The following is a 22,234-nucleotide window of genomic DNA, read 5'->3' on the forward strand; positions in this document are numbered from 1 at the left end:
TCATCAGTCGTTCACCCGGTAGAGCGCGAAGTAGGACGCCACCCGGTCCTGGTTGTAGGCGTGTGCGAGGGCCGGGACGTCCTCGAAGTCCCACACCTCGATCGCCTGCGGCGGCGGCAGGAAGTCGGTGGTCTCCATGACGTCTCTGATCACCGGCGCGTCCTGACTACGCCACACGTGCGTGTTGACGTGGAGGTGCCGGGCCAGGCACTCGGCACCGCGCAGCACCGGGATGCGCATCCCGGCCTTCCATCCGCAGGTCGAGACCACCCCCTGGCGCGCCAGCACCGAGGAGGTGAGCTTCCACAGCGGCGTGCCGATGTTGTCGATGACGATCGAGGCGCCCTGCCCGTCGCTGAGTTCGTGGACCGTGGCGACGAAGGCGGCCGTCGACGCCTCGTGCCGGGCGACCTCGTCGGGAGCGGCCCCCCGGGACGGCACGGTGAGCCCTGGCCACTCCCGGCGGTCGAGGGCGGTGATCCCCAGCTTCTCGACCAGATCGCGGCGCTCGTCGCTACCGACGGTCATGGCGGTCCGGAAGCCGGCGCGAGCGGCCAACGTCAGTTCGGCCAGCGCCACGCCGCCGCCCCAGGCGAGCACCAGGTGCTCGGCGGGATCGGCGTCCGGAAGTTGGGTACGCCAGCACCCCAGGGCCGCTCGCCAGTTGTCCCAGGCCGTGAAGTACCGCCCGTAGGTGGCCCACTGCTCCACGCTGTGCCGGGTCGATTCGGGTAGCGGGAGCAGATTGGCCATCGGCAGGACACTGCGTCGGGCGAGCAGTCCCATGGTGCCGGGGCAGTCGTAGGCGTGCACGAGCTCGACGTAGCCGTACCGGTCCAGACGCCCGAACGGCATGAGCAGGCAGACGGTGCCCGCGGGCAGTGCGGGCCCCCCGGGCACCGGGTTGGTTTCCAGCACCCGGACGACGCCGAGGTTGCCCAGGACGACGGAATCCTCTCCCCGGGCGCTGCAGACGTCGATCGGAGTGCGGGTCAGGGCGTGGTCGACGTTGGCCTCCCACGAGCCGAGCAACGGTTCGACAAGCGCCTCGCCCGGCCCCGGATCGCCGATCTCGATGACCGTCCGCCGGAGGGCACCGCCCGCGGTGCCGTCCCAGTCCGGGGCCACGGCCGCCGCGGGCAGGACCCATGCCTCGGTCTTCACCATCACACCCCGCCTTTCGTCGACAGGTGCGGTCCGACGGGCAGCTCATGGCCGATGGCGTAGTCGACGGAGACGGCCCCCCACGACTCGCCGGCGCCGTACGCCACCGCGGCGAGCCGGGCCCGCCGGGGAACGGCGCCATCGGTCAGTTCCGCGGCGAGCGCGAGAGGAATGGACGCCGACGAGGTGTTGCCCAGTTCGGCGATCCGGTTGACGAACAGTGGGGCCGGATCAGGGAGCCTGCGGCGCACCTCCTCGAGGATCCGGCCGTTGGCCTGGTGGGCGACGACCACGTCCGGCTTGAAGTCCGCCGAGACGTCGGCGAGCACGCTCACCATCCGCGCCACCGCCCGTTCGTAGACCTGGATGCCCCTGATCTGAACCCCGTTCGGGCCCATCGTCATCAGGTCGGCGAAGGTGGCGTCGCAGCCCGCCACCGACCGGGGCGGCGCGAACTCCTCGCGGTCCGCCACCCGCAGCACGCCGACCCCGTCACCGAACAGGAAGGCGGACTGCCGGTCGCGCTTGTCGGTGATTCGGGACATCGCCTCGACGGAACACACCAGGGCCTCCGGCACCGTGCCGGCGGCCACGAGGCCGAGTGCCATGGTCAGCCCGTACACGGTGCCGCAACACGCGGCGCTCAGGTCGACGCCGAGCACGGAGGACGGGAGACCCGCTCGGGTCGCCACCGCCTGCGCCAGGCCGGGTACCCGCGCGTCGTTCGACGTGCTCACCAGGAGCAGGGCGCCGATCCGCTCGCGGTCCGCACCCCGGTCGACGACGGTGCGTACGACGTCGGCCGCGGCGGCCGCGAGGTCGGCATCCTCGGCGAACCAGGATCTGCTACGGATCCCGCTGCGCCGGGTGATCCAGGCATCGGTGAGCGAGATCCCGGAGAACTCCTCGTTGGAGATCCGGCCGGGGGGTACCCAGGCCTCGATGTCGGTCAGTCCCGCTGGCACGACGGCTCCACCAACGACCGCAGGTACGGGATGTACTCGCGCAGCGTCTCGAAGGCGGCGACCACCGCCGCGTCCGCCTGCACCTGGAGCCGACGCTCCAACTCGTGGGTGATCTCCAGCGTGTCGAGGCTGTCGAACGGGAGCTGGGCGATGGGCTCGTCCAGGACCGATTCGTCGGCGTGCTCGTCGTACGTGGACAGCTGTTCCGTGACGACGTCGATCACGACCTGGTGGACCTGTTCGGGGGTGACCGCGTTTCTCATGACTTCCCGCTCTCGTCGGTGGTTTCGGTTGGTTGCAGCAGGTAGAGCGGATCGCCGACATTGAGCATCGCGCCGGGCTCCGCGAGCAGTGACTGGATGACTCCCGCACGTTCGGCGACGACCTCCTGGGTGGCCTTGGCCGTCTCGACCTCGACCACCGCGTCGCCGCGGCGGACCTCCTGTCCGGGCTCGACCGTCCACTGGATCAGCAGCACCTCTTCGAGCCCCTGCCCGAAGGGGGGCACACAGATCTCGACCGCTCCGCCACTCATGACGCGACCTCCAGCAGGGCCTGGACGATGTCCTTGCGCTGCACGACGTACTGGTACTCGTCGTTGGCGGGTGGCATCGGCACGTGCGGTGCGCCCATCCGCCGTACCGCGGATCTCAGCGAGCCGAACGCGTGTTCGGCCACGGTCGCCGCCACCTCGGCACCCACGCCGTGGGTGAGGCACGACTCCTGGACGACGAGCAACCGACCGGTTCGCCGCACGGACTCCAGTACGCCGTCGTGGTCGATCGGGGAGATCCAGCGCAGGTCCAGGACCTCGACGTCGACCTCCCCCGCGACCTCCTCGGCGGCGGCGAGCGCCGCCAGGGTCATCGCGCCGTAGGTGGCCAGGGTCACGTCCGTTCCGGGCCGCACGATCCGCACCGCCATCGGGTGCCTCGGTGCCACGGCGGCAGGAGCCGGCGGTACGCGCTTCCAGTACAGCTGGATGGGCTCGTACACCAGGACCGGCCCGGGTGTGGCGAGCGCCGCCTCGAGCACCGCACGATGGTCCTCGCCGGTGCTCGGGCAGGCCACCCGGAGCCCGGGAACCGTGGCGAAGATGCTCTCGTTGGACTCCGAGTGGTGTTCCACGCCCCGGGTTCCGCCACCCGACGGGATCCGGATCACCAGGTGTAGGTCGTCGGTGCCGCCCCATCTGCCGTGCAGACGGGCCGCCTGGGTGACGATCTGGTTCGCGGCCGGGAAGCAGAAGCCGTCGAACTGGATCTCGCAGATGGGCAGCAGGCCGCTCAGGGACATGCCGATGGCCTGTCCGACGATGCTGGACTCGGCCAGCGTCGTGTCCCGTACCCGCTCCGGGCCGAACCTGGCCTGCAGGCCACGGGTCACCCGGAAGACTCCCCCGAGACGGCCGATGTCCTCACCGAGCAGGACGACGCGGTCGTCGGCCTCCATGAGCCGCGCCAGCGAGGCGTTGATGCTGGTCGCCAGGCCCGGGCTGAGCGTTTGGGTCATCGTGCGTACTCCTTCAGCAGGTCTGCGCGCAGGTCACGGATCCTTCGCTCCAGGTCGGCGAGCCAGTCCGGGTCGACGGTCCCGTCCTCCAGCAGGCGCCGGCGGTAGGCGGCCACGGGATCCCGGCTGACCGCCGCCGCGATGTCCGCCTCGTCGCGGTAGACCTCCTGCGAGTCCGAGCTGGTGTGGCTGAGGATCCGGTCGACGGAGAACTCGATCAGACGGGGACCGGGCTGAGCAGCCAGCAGCCTCAGTTCGGTGGTGACGGCGTCGAACACGACCTCGGGATCTCGGCCATCCACCTGCCGGGAGGCGAGGCCGAACCCGGCCGCCCGCTGGGCGATGCTCGTACGCATCTGTTCGGACGCGGGTTTGGAGATCGCCCAGCCGTTGTTCACGTTCAGGAACAGGACGCTGGCCTGCTCGACCGCCGCGAGGTTGAACGCCTCGGAGACGTCGCCCTCACTGCTCGCGCCGTCGCCGAAGAAGACCGCGACCGGCTCCTCACGTCCCTGAATCCGGGTGCCGAGCGTGTAGCCCACCGCGGGCAGCAGCTGGCTTCCGAGCACGAGGGTGAACGGGAACATCCGCAGCGGTCTCGGCTGCCAGCCGCAGAACGAACGTCCGGACCACCCCGAGACGACCTGCTCCGGTGTCGCCCCTCGGGTCAGAGCCACCGCCACCTCCCGGTAGGACGGCACGACGAGCACCCCGTCGAGGGCGTACGCCGCGCCGACCTGCAGGGCCTCCTGGCCGCTGCACGGCGCCCAGAGGTCGATGAGCCCCTGCTTTCGCAGCAGCAGCGCCTCCTCGTCGACCGCCCGGGCCACGAGCATCTGCTCGAGGATCAGCCTCCGCATGTCCGAGGTGAGCTCGGTCGTCGCCTGCGTCATCAGGGTTCCTCCCTAGTCCGGTATGTCGGGTGCGCGGCCACGGCGAGACCGTCCGAGTCAGGCGACCGGCTCGGCGGAGTGGGACCGGCGGGTTCGGTGGGTCGGATGAACACCACGGCGGCGACCGCCGCCAGGACGAGAAGCCCGATGGTGAGTCCCAGGGCGCCGACGAGGCCGGCGATCGTGGTCTCGGACGCCCCGGCACCGGGATGCTCAACCGCCCGGGAGGCCGCGCCCACCGCCGCCGCGCCGTTCAGCACGATGGTGCCGATCGCGGCGCTCACCTGCTGAACCGCCGCGTAGATCGCCGACGCGGCGGCCGCCTGGTGCGGGACGACCCCGTAGGTCGAGATGTTCGTGCACGGGACGAGGACCGTGCCCAGTCCGAGGCCGAGGAGGATCTCGGCCGGCAGCAGAACCGTCAGGTAGGAGCTGGCGGGGCTGAGCCGCTGCATGATCATGACTGCCACGACCGCGAGGGCGAGTCCGGCCAGGATGAGCAGTCTGGGACGGGTGTTGGCGAATCGGCCGGACAGCACCGTCGCCCCCAGGGCCATGCTCGCGACCAGGGGGAGGAACGCGAGTCCCGTCTGCACCGGGGAGTACCCCTTGACCTCCTGGAGGTAGAAGGTCGCGAGGATGAACAGGCCGAACAGCCCCATCAGCACGCACGTCGTGACGAGGTAGGCGCCGATCCGGTTCGGCTGCGCCAGCACCGCCGGCGGCAACAGCGGGGCGCTCGCCCGGCGCTCCACGACGGCCAGGGCCCCGATCGACACCACGCCGGCCGCCAGCAGGGCGACGACCGTCGCGTCGAGCCCGCCGGACTGCGACCGGGCCACGGCAAGGGCGAGGGCGGCCAGGCCGGTGAGCAGCAGCGCGCCGCCCACGAGATCAGTGCGGGACACCCGCACCGGGTGAGTCTCCCGGGGCAGCATCGCCGCGCCGCCCATCGCCGCGACCGCCACGAAGGGAAGAGCGAACCAGAACGCCCAGCGCCAGGTGAGGATCTGGGTGAGCAGTCCCCCGACCACGAGGCCCAGGGCCAGGCCGCTGGCGGCCACCGAGCTGTAGACGGCCATCGCCCTGGCCCGGTCACGCCCCCGGGGGAACGTCGCGGAGACGATGGCGAGCGCCGAAGGCGCCAGTACCGCTCCCGACAGCCCCTGCCACACGCGTCCGACCAGCAGGAGCACCGGCTCCTGGGCACAACCGGCGACGATCGAGGCGAGACCGAACGAGATCAGCCCGGCGACGAAGGTCCTTCGATGCCCGACGGTGTCGGCCAGCCGGCCCCCGGACAGGAGGGCCCCCGCGAACGCCAGTGAGTAGGCCGCGATGACCCAGTGCCGGCCGGCATCCGACAGCCCGACGGCCGCCTGGATCGAGGGCAGTGCGACGTTGGCCACGGTCACGTCGATCGCCACGACGAACTGTCCCAGGGTGGCGAACGCGAGAATGGCCCAACGGCGACGGCCGGGTTGATTCACCACAGGCCGCCGTCGACGGTCAGCACCTGTCCGGTGATGTATGACGCCCGTGGCGAGGCCAGGTAGGCGACCGCGTCCGCCACTTCCTCGGGACGGCCGAAGCGCCGCACCGCGACTCGACGTTTCGCCTCGGTACGCAACGCCTCGGGCAGCTCGGCAACCTGCTCCGTCTCGACGAAACCGGGGGCCACCACGTTGGCGCGGATGCCGAACCTGCCGAGTTCCTGCGCCATCGACAGGGTGAATCCCACGATTCCCGCCTTGGCGGCCGAATAGTTGCTCTGGCCGGGGTTGCCCCGGAGACCGGAGACCGACGACACGGTGACCACGACGCCACGCCGCCGCCCGACCATCTCCTCGACGACTCCTCGGCAGACGTGGTAGACGCCGTCGAGGTCGACGCGCATCACCCGCTCCCAGTCCTCGTCCCGCATCGTCAGCAACGGGGTGTCGCGGACGACCGCGGCCGAGGCGACCAGGCACGTCACCGGACCCAGGGCGTCCCTCGCGCCGTCGAGGAACGTCTCGACCTGCGTCCGGTCGGCGACGTCGGTCCGTCGGGAGTAGACGTCGCGCCCGAGGGCCCGAACCTCGTCCTCCACGTCCCGGGCCGCCTCCGACCGCGAGGCGAAGCAGAAGCCCACGTCGTACCCCTGGCGGGCGAGTTCGAGCACGACCGCCCGTCCGATCCCCCTGCTCCCACCGGTCACGATGGCCACGCCCGGCTCAGTCACGCCGGTACCCCCCGTCTCGTCTGCGCGTACTGGTGTCTGCGGCTGCCCTGGTACCGGCCGGTCCGACGGCGAGCGCCGATGGCGGGCGGAGCAGGTCCTGGCGGAGCTGACGAGCCACGATGTCCAGGACGGCCCGCCGGTGCTCGACGACGTAGAAGTGCCCGCCGGGAAAGATCGTCTGGCTGACCACGCCCGCGGTGGTCGCGTCCCATCGGGACAGCGTCGGGACCGGAACCACGTGGTCGTCCGCCCCGCCCAGGACCGTCACCGGAACGTCGAGGAGCACGGCCGGCTTCAGCGGCAGTTGGCCGAGGATCTCGACACCGGCGCGGAACGCGTCCAGGGTCTTCCCGAGAAGTTCCGGATCACGCAGCAGTGCCGCAGGCGTCGCGCCGATGCGGCGCATCTCGGCCAGGACCGCCTCGTCGTCCCACTCCGTCACCGATTCCGGCCGCCGCCACGTACCCGGTGGTCCGGCCGCCGAGACGATCAGCCGCACCGGCTGCGGTTCCCCGCGCCGGGCCAGTTCCCGGACGACCTCGAAGGCGAGGGCTCCGCCCAGACTGTGGCCGAGCAGCGCGAAGGAATCCGATGCGCGTCGGCGGCAGGACAGGATGACGTCCTCCACCAGCGCGTCGAGCTTCCACAGCAGCGGTTCGTGTCGCCGCGTACCGTGTCCGGGGTAGTCCACGGCGCGGACCGCGATGCCGGGCGGAGCATCGGTCGTCCACGATCTGAACAGCGCGGCGCTGCCGCCCGCGTGGGGCAGGCAGAACAGCTCGACCGCCGTCATCGCTGCTCCCGGGACGGTCGGGCCAGGACGGCGTCACGCAGGGACGCGATGCTCGTTTCGGGATCAGCCACCGCCATCGACACCAACCGGGGGAAGGCGTCGGCCATCGCTCCCATCACGTCCCTGCCGACGACCTCGGGCGAGAAGAGCCAGATTCCGTTGAGGACACCGTCGCGTTCGTGCATGGCAAGGTAGAGGTCCAGGTTGAACGGCTGCATCGCCGTGATCACCTCGGGGATGATCGCCTCGTCGTTGTCCGTGCCGACGTCGGTGAGCGGGCTGGACACCAGCGGCCCCAGATCGAGCGCGAAGGGCTCGTAGTTGACCAGGTTGAACATGGTCCGCATCGGGTCGAGCTGCTGCTGACCGCCGAAGAGCAGCCGCAGCGGTGCCTCCTGGTGGGCCTGCCCCTGCAGGAACGAGTCCCGGACCAGGCCCGCCACCTCGGCGAAGGTGTGTGTCCAGTCGAGGCGGACCCGCACCACGATCTCGTTGATGAAGTACCCGACCATCGCCTGCGTCTCCGGTCGGTCCCTGCCGGCCAGCGGCACCGTCACGCTGAGGTCGGCCGAGCCCGAGTAGCAGGCGTGCAGGGTGTCGAACGCCGCCAGGAGGAACATGAAGGGGGTGACCCCGAGCCGCCTGGACACCTCGTGCACGTCCCGGGTGACCGCCTCGGAAAGGGCGAAGCCCCGGGTGAACCCGTCGACCGGATGATCGAGTTGATGTTCCGGCGCGGTGAAGGTCGGCGGTCCGGGAAGGTCACGCAGCGCCTCGCGCCAGTAGCTGACCTGCTCGTCGAGCTCGCCCGCGGCCAGCCGGTCCTGTTGCCATACCGCGAAGTCCAGGTACGACGTCGGCAGCGGTTCCAGCCGGGGGTCCTGCCCGGCGATGGCCTTCTGGTACGACTCGGCCAGGTCACGCTGGAGCTGGGCGTAGCCCCAGGGGTCGATCACAATGTGGTGGAGCACCATGACCAGGACGTGGCGTCCGTCCCCCAGGTTCACGAGGGCGGAACGCGCCGGACGCCCGTCGGCCATCGCGAATCCGACCCGCTGCTCCTCGGCGATGACACCGGCGACGACGGTCCAAGCGGACTCGGCGGCGGCGTCGACCACGCGCAGCGGCCAGTCCGGCTCATCGACCACCGACTGCCGCCACTCACCGTCGACCTCCAGGATCCGGGTGCGCAGCACCTCGTGCCGGCGCACCACCTCCACCAGCGCGCGACGCAGCGCCGTCACGTCCACGGTGGCCTCGGCAGCTCCGGGCGCAGGCGCCAGGACCGTGGCCACCACCACGTTGTGGTGCGGGTTGTCCAGACCGGCGGGCTGAAGCACGTTGTTGAGCTGGGGGAAGGAGAGCGGCATCGGCCTGCGGCGGGGCACCCGGGTGATGCGTCCACCCGGGCGTCCGGGGGTGACCCGGATGTCGCCCATGCCGCTCTCCGCCACCTCCGCGAGGCGGACCAGCGCCTCCCGCCAGGCCCGGGCCACGGCGTCCACCGTCTCGTCCGGCACCGCACCTGCGGGCCAGGTCCATTCGGCCAGCAGCCGGGGATCGGCGTCCCCCTCGATCCGGGTGTTGAGGTTGAGTGCCCGCGTCAGTCTGGGCGCGAGACCGTGGGCGGGATCGCGAAGGGCCGCCGCCCGAGCGGTGTCGACCTGCCAGTCGCCCTGGCCGGCGCCCTGGCCGACCCGTCCGAGGTGGTTGTAGACGATCTGCGGGTCCGGTGCCCGCAGCACCTGCTGTCCACCGGGGTGGAGATAGCGCAGCACGCCGTAGGTCCAGCCGACGTCCGCCACGGCGCGGGCGGCCTGCACCGTGTCCCGCACGGCGTCGGCCAGCGTGGCCGCCGAACGGGCCGCCGCGGCGCGCACGGGCACGCGGATCGGATGGACCTCGGTCAGCCACCCGACCGTCCGGACGGTGTCCACCGCCGCGACGTCGCGGCCGTGGCCTTCGACCTCGACGAGTACCTCCGCGTCGTCGCAGCCCGGGTCGAGCACCTCGGACAGCGCGATTCCCATCGCGGTCAGGCACAACTCGTCGACACCGACGCCGAACTCCACGACGGCGGTGTCGAGCAGCCGCGCGCTCAGCCGCGGGTCGACCTCCTGGACGAGCTCACGGGTGCGGGCACCGACGTCGGGTACGGGGAGGACGGCCGTCGTTCCGGCCCCGATCCCGCCCCAGAACTCGGTACGGTGGCGGACCTCGTCGCTACCGGTCAGGTCCGCGACGGCCCGTGCCCAGGAGTGCATGGACACGGGTACCGCCGGTAGCTCGGCGGTGCCGCCCTCGGCGATCTGCTGCCACGCTCGGCGCAGGTCGCCGAGGACGATCCCCCACGACACGGCGTCGACGACGACGTGGTGGATGACCACGGCGAGCAGCGGACGCTCGTCGGATCCCCGGTCCAGCAGGACCGCGGCGACGTTACGCCCCGCCCGGGGGTCGAGACCGCCGCTGGCCGCTCCGACGTGCGTGGCGAGCAACCGGTCGAGGGCCTCGTCGCTGACACCGTCGGCGTCGACGAGGACCAGCTCGACGGAGGGCGGTGCGTCGGGGACGATCAGCCGCCACTGCTCACGGTCGGTCTCCAGCCGCGCCGCCAGGATCCGGTGATGCGCGACAACCGCGTCCAGCGCCCGCTGAAGGTCCGCCGGCCGGGGCGTCGCGGGAAGTCGGAGCAGCACCCGGTGCGTGTAGCCGGCCAACCGGGTGCCCGCCGAACGCATCCGCGCCAGCATGGGCCAGGTCGGCACGACTCCGGTTCCCGGATCGTGGACGATGCTCGCCCGGGCGCCTGATCGAGGGCTGGCAGCGGCGAGCGCGGCGACGCTCTGGTGCAGGAAGACGTCGCGGGTCGTCAGCTCGAAACCCGCTTCGCGGGCTGCGGACACCAGATGAATAGCCTTGATCGAATCGCCGCCGAGGTCGAAGAAGGTGGCATGCGCGTCATGGACCGGCCGGCCGAGGACGGCCTGGAACACCTCGGCCATGGCCAGCTCGTCCGGTGCGTCGGGGGCGACCGCCGAGGCGTCGTCGACGGCGGCCTGGACCGGCCAGGGCAGGGCGGCCCGGTCGACCTTGCCGGTGCTCTGGAGTGGCAGCGCGTCGAGCACGACGACATCGGTGGGCATCATGTGATCCGGCAGCCGTTGGGACACCGCGTCCAGGACCTCCCGCCGCGTGACCGCCGCGGCCCCCGGCTCGCCGGTGACGTAGGCGACCAGCCGACCGTCGCCACGGGCGCACACGCAGCAGGCGGTCACCCGGGGGGCGGCGAGCACCGCCATCTCGACCTCGGCCGGCTCGATCCGGTAGCCGCGGATCTTCACCTGGTGGTCGATCCGACCGACGAACCGGATCCGTCCGTCCATGTCCCACCAGACCCGGTCACCCGTGCGGTACATGACCGCGCCCGGCGGGCCGAACGGGTCCGGCACGAAACGCTCGGCGGTCAGGTCCGGCCGATTGACGTAGCCCTCGCACAACTGCGCGCCCGCCAGGTGCAGCTCGCCGATCACTCCGGGCGGGACGAGCCGACCTGCGGCGTCGAGCACGCGCGCACGCATTCCCGGCACGGGCCTGCCGAGGGCGAGGGTGCCGCGCGCGACGTCCGCCTCGCCCACCGCGCCGGTGAGCGCCCCGATCGTCGTCTCCGTCGGCCCGTAGTGGTTGACCAGCCGACGGCCGCGCCGCTCGGTGCAGAGTCTGGCCAGGTCGTCGACCGCGATGCTCTCACCGCCGAGGACGAGTCCGCGGCGCGGCCACACCGTCGCCGCGCCGGTCGCCGAGACGATCGCCATCAGGTGTGACGGGACGAGCTTCGCGTGGTCGACGGCCCGTAGCGTGGCCGCCACCGTGGCCGGATCGGTCGCGTCCGTTCGTCCCAGGATGCGCAGGGTGCCGGCGGTGGTCAGCGAGGTGACGAGCGTCGTCAACGCGAAGTCGGTGTGGGCCTGCTGGAGCAGCGCGTAGCTCTCCCCCGGGCACCCCCACCCGAGCCTGGGCGGCACGTTACGGACGTAGTGCAGGAGGGCCCGCTGGGAAACCGCGACCCCCTTGGGACGCCCGGTGGTGCCCGAGGTGAAGATGACGTAGGCGAGCCGGCCGGTGCCGGTGTCGACGGCCGGCGGCTGCGCGGCGACCTCCCCGGCCGCGTCGGCGGCCAGGAGGACGAACCCGCCGGGTTGACGCTCCCCGACGACGACGGACGCGCCGCAGTCGCGGAGCATGAAGTCGATCCGCTCGTCCGGCCAGCCGGGATCGAGGGGAAGGTAGGCCGCCCCCAGCCGCCAGCACGCGAGCATCGTCGTGAGGAAGCGCTCGTCGGTCTCGTACGCCAGACCCACCACGTCGGCGGAGGTCACCCCGGCGGCGGCGAGCCGCGCCGCCAGCCGATCGGCGTACCCGAGGAGCTGCGCGTAGGTCGTGTCGCCGCTGCGGGTCGCGACGGCGACGGCATCCGGATGTTCCTCCGCCACCCGGGCGACAAGCTGGTAGACGTTGGTCGCCTCCGGCACCAGCGGATCGCCGCCGTCACCCCAGCCGAGGACGCGTCGCCGCCACGCCAGGTCGAGCACGTCGATGCCGCTCAGCGGCCGATCGGGTTCGGTGACGGCGATCCTCAGGACCCGGTTGAGCTGTTCCGCGAAGAACGCGCCGCGGGCCTCGTCGAACAGGTCAGCGCTGTACACGAGCCGACCCCAGAGATCATCGCCCTCCTCGATGAGATCCAACTGGATGTCGAACTTCGCCGTCAGCGCCTCGACGCCGAGCGGACGGATGCGCAGGTCACCGTGGTCCCATCGGGGCAGCGGGGCGTTCTGGAAGGAGAACATCGCCTGGAACACGGGGTTGCGCGCGAGGCTCCGGCCGGGTGCGAGGCTCTGCACGACCTTCTCGAACGGCGTCCGCTCGTGCGCGAACGCCTCCAGGGCCGTGGCCGAGGTACGCGTCACGAGTTCGCGGAAGGTGGGATCGTCGGCGGCGTCCAGGCGCAGGGCGACGGTGTTGACGAAGCACCCGATCAACCCCTCGAGTTCGGGCAGCGGGCGACCCGCGACGGGAGTACCGATCACCACCTCTTCGTGCTGACCGACCCGAACGAGGAACGCCGCGAACGCGGCGGCCAGCACCATGAACCGGGTGCAGCCCAGCTCCTTGGCCAACGTCGTGACAGCGCCGGCCACCGCGGCCGGGACCAGGATCGGTACGGACCGTCCCCGGTACGACTTCTCCGCCGGTCGGGGCCGATCGCCCACCAGCCCGGTCTCCGGGTCGGCGCCCGCGAGCCGGCCCGTCCAGTAGGCGATGTCGGTGGCCTCGTGGTCACCCTCCCGGGCCGCCTGCCAGACCGCGAAGTCCGGGTAGTCGATGGAGAGCGGGGCGAGCGCGGCCGATCCCCGGACGAGCCCGTGGTAGATCTGCATCACCTCGCGCATCAGCACGCCGATCGACCACATGTCCGACACGATGTGGTGCATCCCGAAGATCACGGCGTGGTCGTCGGTCCCGAAACGCAGCACGTGGACGCGGAGCAGCGGACCCTGCGCCAGGTCGAAGGGCTCCAGCGCCATGTCGTCCTGGTGGGAGCGGACCGCCTCGGTGGGGTCGCCCGCGCTCTCCGACACCGTCACGCGTGGGCTCAGGCCGTCCAGAACCACCTGTCGGGGCCCGTCCCCGAGATCACGGAACACCGTCCGCAGCGACTCGTGGCGCCGCGACATCGCGTCACACGCCCGCGTGAAGAGATCCACGTCGAGTGGACCGTCGATCCGCAGCCCGCCGAGGATCACGTACGGCGAGACATCGCCCACGATCTGGTCGAGGATCCACATCTGCCGTTGCTGCGGGGTGAGGGGCACCGGACTCGCCGGCTCGGCGCGCCGTTCGACGGTCAGCCGCGGCCCTCGGTTGACGCCCTCGGCCCGCAGCCGGCTGTCGAGGAGCGCGAGTCGCTCCGGGCTGAGGTTGAGACGAGGACTCATCGTTTCGCCTCGCTGCGCAGCTCGGCGACGACCTCGTCATCGGCGAGGGTCGACATCTCCAGGATCAGCTCCGCCGTACGCTCGACCGCGTCCGGGCTGTCGGCGAGTTCACCGACCGCGGCCGCGAGACCCGCCACCGTCGGATCCCGGAAGATCCGCTGGAGGGGAACATTCACGCCGAACGCGGTGCGGACCCTGACCAGCACCCGCGTGCTGAGCAGCGAGTGCCCGCCGAGCGCGAAGAAGTCGTCACCGAGGCCGACCCGGTCGACCTGCAGGACCTCTTCCCAGATGGCGGCGACGACCTTCTCGGTCGCGGTGCGCGGCGCGACGTACTCACGCTCGATCACCCCCGGCCGGGGAAGAGCCGACCGGTTGACCTTCCCGTTGGCGGTGAGCGGCAGACGTTCCTGCGGCACGATCACCGGCGGGATCATGTATTCGGGCAGCCGGTCGGCGAGACGCCGCTGCAGGGCGGCGCGATCCAATGGCCCGGCACCGTCGACGAGACGCACGTATCCGACCAGCCGCTGGTCGCCGGGGGTGTCCTCGCGTACCACCGCCACCGCTTCGGCGATCGCCTCGTCCGCCATGAGGGCCGCTTCGACCTCGCCGAGTTCGACCCGGTAGCCCCGGAGCTTCACCTGATGGTCGAGCCGCCCGAGGAACTCTAGATCGCCGTTGCCGTCCCGGCGTACCAGGTCACCGGTGCGATACCACGGTCCCTCCCCGTCGGGGCGGGTGACGAACCGCTCGGCGGTCAGCTCGGGGCGCTGCCAGTAGCCGAGGCTCACCCCGCTGCCGCCGATCCACAACTCACCGGCGACGCCGATGGGCGCGGGCAGGCCGCTCGGCTCGACCACCAGGAGGTCGGTGTTGGCGATCGGCTCGCCCAGGCGGACCGGACCGTCACCCACCCGGTCCACCGAGGACCAGATCGTCGTCTCCGTCGGGCCGTACATGTTCCACGTCTCGTCGACGACCGCCGTCAGGTCCGCGGCCAGCGCCGACGGGAGCGCCTCCCCGCCGACGAACGCGCGGAACGGACCCGCCGGACGCCACCCCTGGTCGAGCAGCATCCGCCAGGTGGTGGGCGTGGCCTGCATGACGTCGGCGCCGCTGTCGTCGAGCAGCGCCGCCAGGCGTACGGCGTCGACCACCACGTCCCGGCCGGCCAGCACCACCGTGCCACCGACGCTCAACGGCAGCAGCAGTTCGAGCATGGAGATGTCGAACGAGAACGTGGTCACGGCGACCAGGACGTCGCCCGCCGTCATACCGGGCCGCTCGGCCATCGACCGGAGGAAGTTGTCGAGCGCCCGCTGGGGGACGACGACGCCCTTGGGCACACCGGTGGAACCCGACGTGTAGATGACGTAGGCGATGTCCTCGCCGGATCGTCCTTCGACCGGGCGCGGCGCGGGGCCGCCGGTCGACGTTCCGGGCCCCGGGAGGTCCAGCATCTCGACCGCCGAGGCGCCCACCAGTTCGCCGGTCTCCTCGGCGGCGATGGCCAGGTTCAGCCCGGAGTCCTCGATCATGTGCCGGATCCGCGACTCGGGGAAGGCGGGGTCGATGGGGACGTACGCGGCTCCACAGGTGAGCACCGCGAGTAGCGCGATGACGATCCGCTCGTCCCGGGGCAGACAGATGCCCACCAGACTCCCCCGGCCCACCCCGCGGGCCTGAAGTCGGACCGCCAGCGCGTCCACCTCGGCGAGCAACTCGCGGTACGTCAACCGCCCATGGCCGATCACGGCCAGGTGGTCGGGTCGCGCCGCCGCGCTCTGCCGGACGAGGTCGTCGGCCAGGCCGGAGGTGCCCCAGTCCCGGCGCGGGCCTCGTCCGAGGGCCTGGATTTCTCGCAGGTCACCGGCGTCGAGGAGGCTGACGGTGGACACCGCCCGGTCGGGATCGTCGAGCAGCCCGCGGATCAGCGTGCTGAACTCCCGCCCGAACCGCTCGACGGTCGACTGGTCGAACAGATCGGTGTTGTACTCGAACCAGCCGGTCAGCCCGTCACCCTCGAACACCTGCAGTTCCAGGTCGAATCGCGCCGTACGGCTCGGGATGTCCAGCGGCTCCAGCGACAGTCCACCCGCCGTGAACGTCGGGATGTCGATGTTCTGGTAGATGAAGGACACCTGGAACAGCGGGCTGCGCGCCGCGTCCCGTTCGGGCTGCACGGCGTCGACGATCTGCTCGAAGGAGAGTTCCTGGTGGGCGAAGGCACCCAGCGCCGTCGACCGCACCTGCTGGACGAGGCTCCGGAAGCCGCCGGCCGGGTCGATGCGGACCCGCATCGGCAACATGTTCACGAAGTAGCCGATCAGGTGCTTGATCTCGTCGCGGTCGCGGTTGGCGGTGGGCACACCGACGACCACGTCGTCGGTCCGGCTGAGCCGCGCCAGCAGCGCGGAGAAGGCGGCCAGGGTGGCCATGAACGGGGTCACCCCCGCGTCCTTGCAGAACGCGCGTAACCGGTCGAACATGGCCGGCTCAAGCTCGAACAGGACCGTGGAGCCCCGGATGCCCTGGATCGGGGGACGGGGACGGTCGGCCGGCAGGTCGATGCCGCCCGGGGCGCCGTCCAGCGCCTCCCGCCAGTAGTCGAGGTCGGACGCGGCGGCGCCCTCCGCCACGCGGCGGTGCTGCCATCGCGAGTAGTCGGAGTACTGGATCGGCAGGTGCGGCAGTTCCGCCGTCCGCCCACCGGTGATCTCCCCGTACAGCGCCGCGAGTTCGGTCAGGAACTGCGTCGTGGACCAGAGGTCGGCGGCGATGTGGTGGATGGTGACCAGCAGGATGTGGTCGTCGGCGTGCAGCCGGAGGAACCGCAGCCGCAGCAGCGGGCCGGTTCCGATGTCGAACGCCCGGTTGAACTCCCGTTGGGCGCGCTCCTGGATCGCGTCCCACGCGTCCGGGGCGGCCAGCTCGGGGTGGTCCTCGACCACGAGTTCCGGCTCCAACCAGGGATGGACGACCTGCACCGGGCTGCCGTCCTCGTCGCGGAAGGTGGTCCGCAGCGCCTCGTGGCGTTCGACGATCCGGTTGACCGCCTTCGACCACGCCTCGATGTCCAGTGGGCCGGTGATGCGGACGGCCCGGGGCAGGTTGTTCGACGTGTTTCCGGGCATGAGCTGCTCGAGGAACCACATCCGCTGCTGCGGGAACGAGGCAGGGAACTCCCGCTGCCGGCTGCGGCGCAGTCCTTCGACCAGCAGTGCCCGCTTCTCCTCGACGGTGAGCTGGTCCGGGTCAATCGCGGCCATGTCAGTGCCCTTCCGCGAGCATCGCTCGCAGCTGTCGGTCGATCTCCTCGGGCGTCATGTCGGACACGAGGTCGTCGATCTCGTCGGTGACCCGGACCAGCGGCACCTCGTCCGGCCTGGCTTCCTCGGCGGTGGAGACGAGGGCCGCGAGGTGGGCCACCGTCGGGGTCCCGTAGAAGTCCTTCAGGTCGAACGACACGCCGAGCCGGCTCCGCACCCGCGTACCGATCTGGACGGCCGCGAGGGAGTGACCGCCGAGCGCGAAGAAGTCGTCGAGCACGCCCACCCGGTCGATGCCGAGGGTCTCCTCCCAGATCGCCGCGATGTCCGCCTCGACCGGTGTACGCGGCTCGACCAGTGGCGTGTCGAGCGCGGGCCGTGGATGGCGGCTGCCCGCCTCTGCCGAGCCGTCGGCCACCCCGAACAGCGCCTCGGTGGCCCGGTCCGCCAACGCCACCATCTCCGCCACCGGGCGAGGGGTGACGAGCACGTGGCGGGGCAGGTTCGGGCAGGCGAGCACGGCGTCGAACGCGGCCGTGGCGGTCGACAGGTCCAGGCCGCGTGACAGTTCGTTGAGCACGTCCGGCTCACCGGATCCGTCCACGAGCACACGGGCGGCCTCGACGCTGACGGTGATCTGCTCCATGAGGGTGTCGACGTCCTGCACCCGCTTGACCGCGTAGTCGGTGATCTCGACGAGCAGCCTCCCCTCCTCGTCGAGGATCTCCATGTCGCAGGAGAGGGTCTCCACGGACTCCCGGTTGCGGTCCGCCGCCCACGCGTGGCACCAGATCACCGGCGTCAGGGGGTGGTGCTGGCGGACCGCGCCGTAGCTCAGCGGCAGATAGTTCGGGTCGTCGGCGTCGATCCGGAAGACACCCACCGCCATGTCGAGCAGCGCGGGATGCAGCTGGTAGGTCTGCACGTCGTCCAGGAAGCGCTCGTCGAGGGCCAGCCGTGCCAGCACGTGCCCCTCGCCCAGCTCCAGCGTGTCCAGGACCTCCCACCGGGGTCCGACCTGGAACCGCAGGGGACCGTCGGTCCAGCGCTCCGCGCGCGCCCGGTCGAGGATCTCCTGACGCGACCGGAGAGTCTCCCGGACGCGGCACTGTTCGCGTACGGCGGCAAGGTCGCGGCGGCTGTTCTGGCCGGGGCCGAGCACCCGGGCCCACCCGGTGGCATGCGCCTGCCAGACCCCGCCGCTGGTGTCTCGGCTGCGGACGGTGAACTCGATGGTGCCTTCGCCCACGTCGCGCACCGTGGTGTGGATCGTCCGTTCGGCACCGTCGGGCACCACGACCGGCTGGACGAACATGATGTCGCGCAGTTCGAGCGTGCCACCGTCCACGCGGTCGGCCAGGGCCGCTCGCACGATCTCCAGGTATGCCGTTCCCGGGACGAGCCCGTGGCCCATGAGACGGTGGTCGTCGACGACCCAGTCCTTCTCCGTACGCAGGATCGTCGTGAGGGTCTCCTCGGCCTCGGAGACCGCGACCCGGGAATCGATGAGGGGATGATCCGGCACCGCACCGGACCGGTCGACGGTACGACCGGGCATCGCCGCTGCCATCCCGACGCCTTCCCAGCGTCCCCACTGCACCGACACGACCGGGTGATCGCCCAACCCCTGCGTGGCGAGGGCGTCGAGCGCGGCGTTCGCGGCGGCGTAGTCGCCCTGCCCGAAGCCACCGGTGGTGACCGTGAGGGACGAGCACAGCATGAGGAAGTCCAGGCGATGGTCGGCGAAGGCGGCCGCCACCGCCCGCGCCCCGTCGAGCTTGGGTCGCACGACGTCGTCGACGCTGTCGACGGTCGACCGGGCCAGCACGGCGCCACCGCTGATCCCGGCGGCGTGGATCACTCCGTCGGGCAGGCGACCACGACCGGCGAGGTCGTCCACCAGGCGGGCCACCTCGGCCGGATCGGTCACGTCGCAGGCCCGGGTGACGACGTCTGCCACCGCGTCGAGGGACTTCAACTGGTCGGCGAGTTCACCGGTGGCCTCACCGCGTCGGCTGACCAGGACGAGCGTGGGCCTGGCCACTCGGGAGGCGATGTGCTGCGCCAGCGCCAGGCCGACCCCGCCCAGCCCGCCGGTGATGAGATACGTGCCGCCGTCGCGCAGGCCCGAGTGCCCGGGCGCGGTGACCGCGTCCACGTACTCGCGAACCCAGCAGTGTCGTCCGCGCACCGCGACGACACCGGTGTACGAGGTGAGCGCCGCCACCACCGCCGGGACCCAGGGGTCGTCACCGGGCACGTCGACGATCAGTTGGCGAGCGTGCGGTCGCTCGTGCACCAGCCCGCCGACGAGGCCCTGACCGATGGCGTCGGCGACGACGGTCCGCTCGTCGCCGAGCACGTCGAAGACCCCGCGGGTCAGCGCGGCGACCGTCAGCGGAGTCTCGGCGTCGAGGGCCTCCACCGCCAGGGACAGGTCGATCAGGCGTTGTGCGGCACTGTGTCGTGCCGCCGTCTCGTCGGCCGGCTCGCCGGGCACGACCACGACCACGAGTTCGTCGCCCCCACCGGCGAGCGCGTCGGAGATGTGGCGCGGCAGCGAAGCCGCGTCCAGCTCCGCCGGCCCGAGACGGCGGACCGTCCGGCCAGCCGCGTCGAGAGCCTCGGCGAGCGCACGGCCGAGCGCGGCGGAGTCGTCGAGCAACACCCAGCGCTGTTCGGGACGGGCCTGGCCGGGCGGCTCGACGGTGGCGCGACGCCAGGTCGGGACGACGACCGGACCAACCGCCGCGGCAGCGGCCGGCTTCGCCGCCTCCCGGCCTGCCGGGTCGATCCAGTAACGCTCACGGGTCAGCGAGCGGGTCGGTAGCCGCCGGGCACGCGGCCCGGGGGCCGGGGTTTCGAGACGCCGGTGGTCGCACTCGGCACCGGCCGCCCACAACGCCCCCGCCGCGGCCAGCATGGTCTCCCGGTCGCCGACGCGGTCGTGCGGGTGACGCAACGAGGAGATCACCACGTGGTCGGCGCCCAGGCCGGGGCGTAGGCGCACCAGATCGCCGAGGGTACGACCCGGCCCCACCTCGAGCAGCACCGTCCTGTCGTCGGTCAGCAGATCGGTGATCGCGTCGTGGAAGAGCACCGGTTCCCGCAGGTGTCGGCCCCAGTACCCGGGGTCCTGGGCCTGCGCCGCGGTGATCAGCCGGCCGCTGGTGTTCGAGTAGAAGGGAATCCGCGGCGGACGCAGGGCCGTCGTGGCGACGACGGCCGTCAGCGGGGCCACCGCACCGTCCATGGCCGGGCTGTGGAACCCGTGCGAGGTGTGCAGCCGGCGGTGACCGACCCCGGCGGAGGACAGATGCTTCTCCAACCGGGCGATGGACGCCACCGGTCCGGATACCGCCACCAGTTCCGGCGCGTTGACCGCTGCCACGACGCAGTCCGGCGCCGCCACGGCGAGAACCTCCGCCACGGCGGACGGGGTGAGCGTCACGGCGAGCATGGCTCCGGTCGGCATCGTCTGGACCAGCCGTCCCCGAGCCGCGACCAGGCGGACGGCGTCGGGCAGCTCCATGACGCCGGCCAGACAGGCGGCGACGTACTCGCCGATGCTGTGCCCGACCATCGCCGCCGGTTCGACCCCCGCCGACATCCAGGTGCGGGCGAGCGCATACTCGACGGCGAACAACGCCGGCTGGGTGAACTCGGTCCGGGCCAGGCGCGCGTCGGCCTCCGGTGTGCGTTCGCCGAGGACCAGGTCGGCGACATCGAGACCGGCCCGGTCCTGGAAGGCCGTGACGCACTCGTCGAAGGCACGTGCGAACGTCTGGTCAGCGGCGTAGAGCCCCGCGGCCATGCCGGGATACTGGGCACCCTGCCCCGGGAACATGAAGACCACCCGGCGTCGCGGACGGGCGTTCACCACCTGACCGGTGGCCAGGTCACGCAGCCGCCGGACCGCGTCGTCGACGCCGGTGGCGACCACGGCCGCCCGCCGGTCGAGGTCACGGCGGCGCGCCAGGGCAGCCGCGACCTGCGGCAGGTGGGGACGCCGTTCCTCCAGATGGTCGGCGAGTACGCGGGCGGTCTGCCTGACGGCCTGCGGGCTGCTGGAGGAGACCGTGAGCAGCAGCGGCGTGCCGTCATCCACGGGAGGGTGCGCCGGTTCGGGCTCCGGTGCCTCTTCGAGGACGACGTGGACGTTGGTCCCACCGATACCGAACGAGCTCACCCCGGCGAGGCGGGGTCGGTCCTGCCGGGGCCAGGGCCTCGCCTCGCCCAACACCTCGAAGGGGCTGGCGTCGAGCCCGAGCCGTGGGTTCGGCGAGGCGAAGTGGGCGGTGGGGGCGAGACACTCGTTGGCCAGTGTCAGAACGGTCTTGATGAAGCCGCAGACCCCGGCGGCGGCGTCCAGGTGGCCGACGTTGCCCTTGACGGCTCCGAGTACGCACGTCTTCTCCGCCGTGTCCCCGAACACCTGGCGCAGGGCCGCGACCTCGATCATGTCTCCCAGGTCGGTCGCGGTGCCGTGCGCCTCCAGGTACCCGATCTCCTCCGGGCCGACCCCGGCGACGGCGAGGGCCTCCCGGATCACCGAGGCCTGCCCCTCGATGCTCGGCGCGGTGTAGCCGGCCTTGTGCGCGCCGTCGTTGTTGGCGGCCGTGCCCCGGACCACGGCGAGGATCGTGTCGCCGTCCTCGATCGCGTCCTCCAGGCGTCGCAGGACCACGACGCCGACCCCGTTGCCGGGCACGGTTCCCTTGGCCTCGGCGTCGAACGGTCGGCACGTCCCGTCGGGACTGGCGATACCGCCCTCCTGGAACGGGTAGCCCTGCGCCAGCGGCGAGCCGATACTCACGCCTCCGGCCAGGGCCGCGTCGCACTCACCGGCCAGCAGGCTCTGGCAGGCCAGATGAATAGCGGTCAAGGACGTCGAGCACGCGGTCTGGACCGTGATCGCCGGTCCCGTGAGCCCCAGCTTGTAGGCGACGCGGGTGCACAGGAAGTCCTTGTCGCTGGCCTGCATCACCTGGTACGGACCGAGGGAGGACATCGCCGTCGGGTCCGGCAGCACGTTGTTCAGCAGGTACGTGTTGAGCGAGGACCCGCCGAACACACCGACGCGACCGTCGAAGGACGAGGGGACGATGCCAGCGTCGTCGAGCGCGGCGAACGAGCACTCCAGGAAGACCCGTTGCTGCGGGTCGAGGACCTCGGCCTCTCTGGGGCTGAACCCGAACAGTCCCGCGTCGAACAGATCCGCCCCGTCCAGTACGCCCTGCACCGGGACGTGACCCGGCGCGACGGCGGCGGCCTGATCGGGCTCGAACCTGGTCAGCAGGTCGCGGCCGGCGACGACGCCGCGCCAGAAGTCGTCGACGTCGTCCGCGCCGGGGAACCGACCGGCCATGCCGATGACCGCGACGTATGGAAGATCTGTGTCCTGCGGCATAT

General features: G+C 71.6%; 12 protein-coding genes. All 12 read right to left on the reverse strand.

Features of this window, described 5'->3' with window-relative positions:
- Nucleotides 1-3: 3 nt before the first annotated feature.
- From SM447_RS17400 to SM447_RS17455, 12 genes are read right to left on the reverse strand one after another with little or no spacing between them, the layout of a single operon-like run.
- Complete coding sequence (locus tag SM447_RS17400; protein WP_474573857.1) at nucleotides 4-1,167, reverse strand: hypothetical protein; 1,164 nt, start codon at nucleotides 1,165-1,167, stop codon at nucleotides 4-6.
- Nucleotides 1,167-2,129, reverse strand: coding sequence for a 3-oxoacyl-ACP synthase III family protein (locus SM447_RS17405; RefSeq protein ID WP_474573858.1), 963 nt, complete (start codon nucleotides 2,127-2,129; stop codon nucleotides 1,167-1,169). The genes SM447_RS17400 and SM447_RS17405 overlap by 1 nt, the downstream gene beginning before the upstream one ends.
- Complete coding sequence (locus tag SM447_RS17410) at nucleotides 2,114-2,392, reverse strand: acyl carrier protein (protein WP_474573859.1); 279 nt, start codon at nucleotides 2,390-2,392, stop codon at nucleotides 2,114-2,116. The genes SM447_RS17405 and SM447_RS17410 overlap by 16 nt, the downstream gene beginning before the upstream one ends.
- Nucleotides 2,389-2,664: a lipoyl domain-containing protein gene (locus SM447_RS17415; RefSeq protein WP_474573860.1), complete on the reverse strand. Its 276-nt coding sequence runs from the start codon at nucleotides 2,662-2,664 to the stop codon at nucleotides 2,389-2,391. The genes SM447_RS17410 and SM447_RS17415 overlap by 4 nt, the downstream gene beginning before the upstream one ends.
- A complete protein-coding gene (locus tag SM447_RS17420; protein WP_474573861.1) occupies nucleotides 2,661-3,641 on the reverse strand; it encodes an alpha-ketoacid dehydrogenase subunit beta in 981 nt (326 codons plus the stop codon). The genes SM447_RS17415 and SM447_RS17420 overlap by 4 nt, the downstream gene beginning before the upstream one ends.
- On the reverse strand, nucleotides 3,638-4,534 hold the full coding sequence (locus tag SM447_RS17425; protein WP_474573862.1) for a thiamine pyrophosphate-dependent dehydrogenase E1 component subunit alpha: 897 nt from the start codon (nucleotides 4,532-4,534) through the stop codon (nucleotides 3,638-3,640). The genes SM447_RS17420 and SM447_RS17425 overlap by 4 nt, the downstream gene beginning before the upstream one ends.
- Complete coding sequence (locus SM447_RS17430; protein ID WP_474573863.1) at nucleotides 4,534-6,024, reverse strand: MFS transporter; 1,491 nt, start codon at nucleotides 6,022-6,024, stop codon at nucleotides 4,534-4,536. The genes SM447_RS17425 and SM447_RS17430 overlap by 1 nt, the downstream gene beginning before the upstream one ends.
- Nucleotides 6,021-6,758 carry a 3-oxoacyl-ACP reductase FabG gene (gene fabG / locus SM447_RS17435; protein ID WP_474573864.1) on the reverse strand — a complete coding sequence of 246 codons (738 nt, stop codon included), beginning with the start codon at nucleotides 6,756-6,758 and terminating at the stop codon, nucleotides 6,021-6,023. Before fabG ends, SM447_RS17430 begins: the two co-directional genes overlap by 4 nt.
- The gene (locus SM447_RS17440) at nucleotides 6,751-7,551 is read right to left on the reverse strand and encodes a thioesterase II family protein (protein ID WP_474573865.1); all 801 of its coding nucleotides are present in this window, start codon (nucleotides 7,549-7,551) and stop codon (nucleotides 6,751-6,753) included. Before SM447_RS17440 ends, fabG begins: the two co-directional genes overlap by 8 nt.
- Nucleotides 7,548-13,550, reverse strand: coding sequence for an amino acid adenylation domain-containing protein (locus SM447_RS17445; RefSeq protein ID WP_474573866.1), 6,003 nt, complete (start codon nucleotides 13,548-13,550; stop codon nucleotides 7,548-7,550). The genes SM447_RS17440 and SM447_RS17445 overlap by 4 nt, the downstream gene beginning before the upstream one ends.
- On the reverse strand, nucleotides 13,547-16,822 hold the full coding sequence (locus SM447_RS17450; protein ID WP_474573867.1) for a non-ribosomal peptide synthetase: 3,276 nt from the start codon (nucleotides 16,820-16,822) through the stop codon (nucleotides 13,547-13,549). The genes SM447_RS17445 and SM447_RS17450 overlap by 4 nt, the downstream gene beginning before the upstream one ends.
- A gap of 1 nt (nucleotide 16,823) precedes the next feature.
- Complete coding sequence (locus SM447_RS17455; RefSeq protein WP_474573868.1) at nucleotides 16,824-22,232, reverse strand: SDR family NAD(P)-dependent oxidoreductase; 5,409 nt, start codon at nucleotides 22,230-22,232, stop codon at nucleotides 16,824-16,826.
- Nucleotides 22,233-22,234: the final 2 nt, after the last annotated feature.

The organism is Micromonospora aridisoli (genome assembly GCF_056150025.1).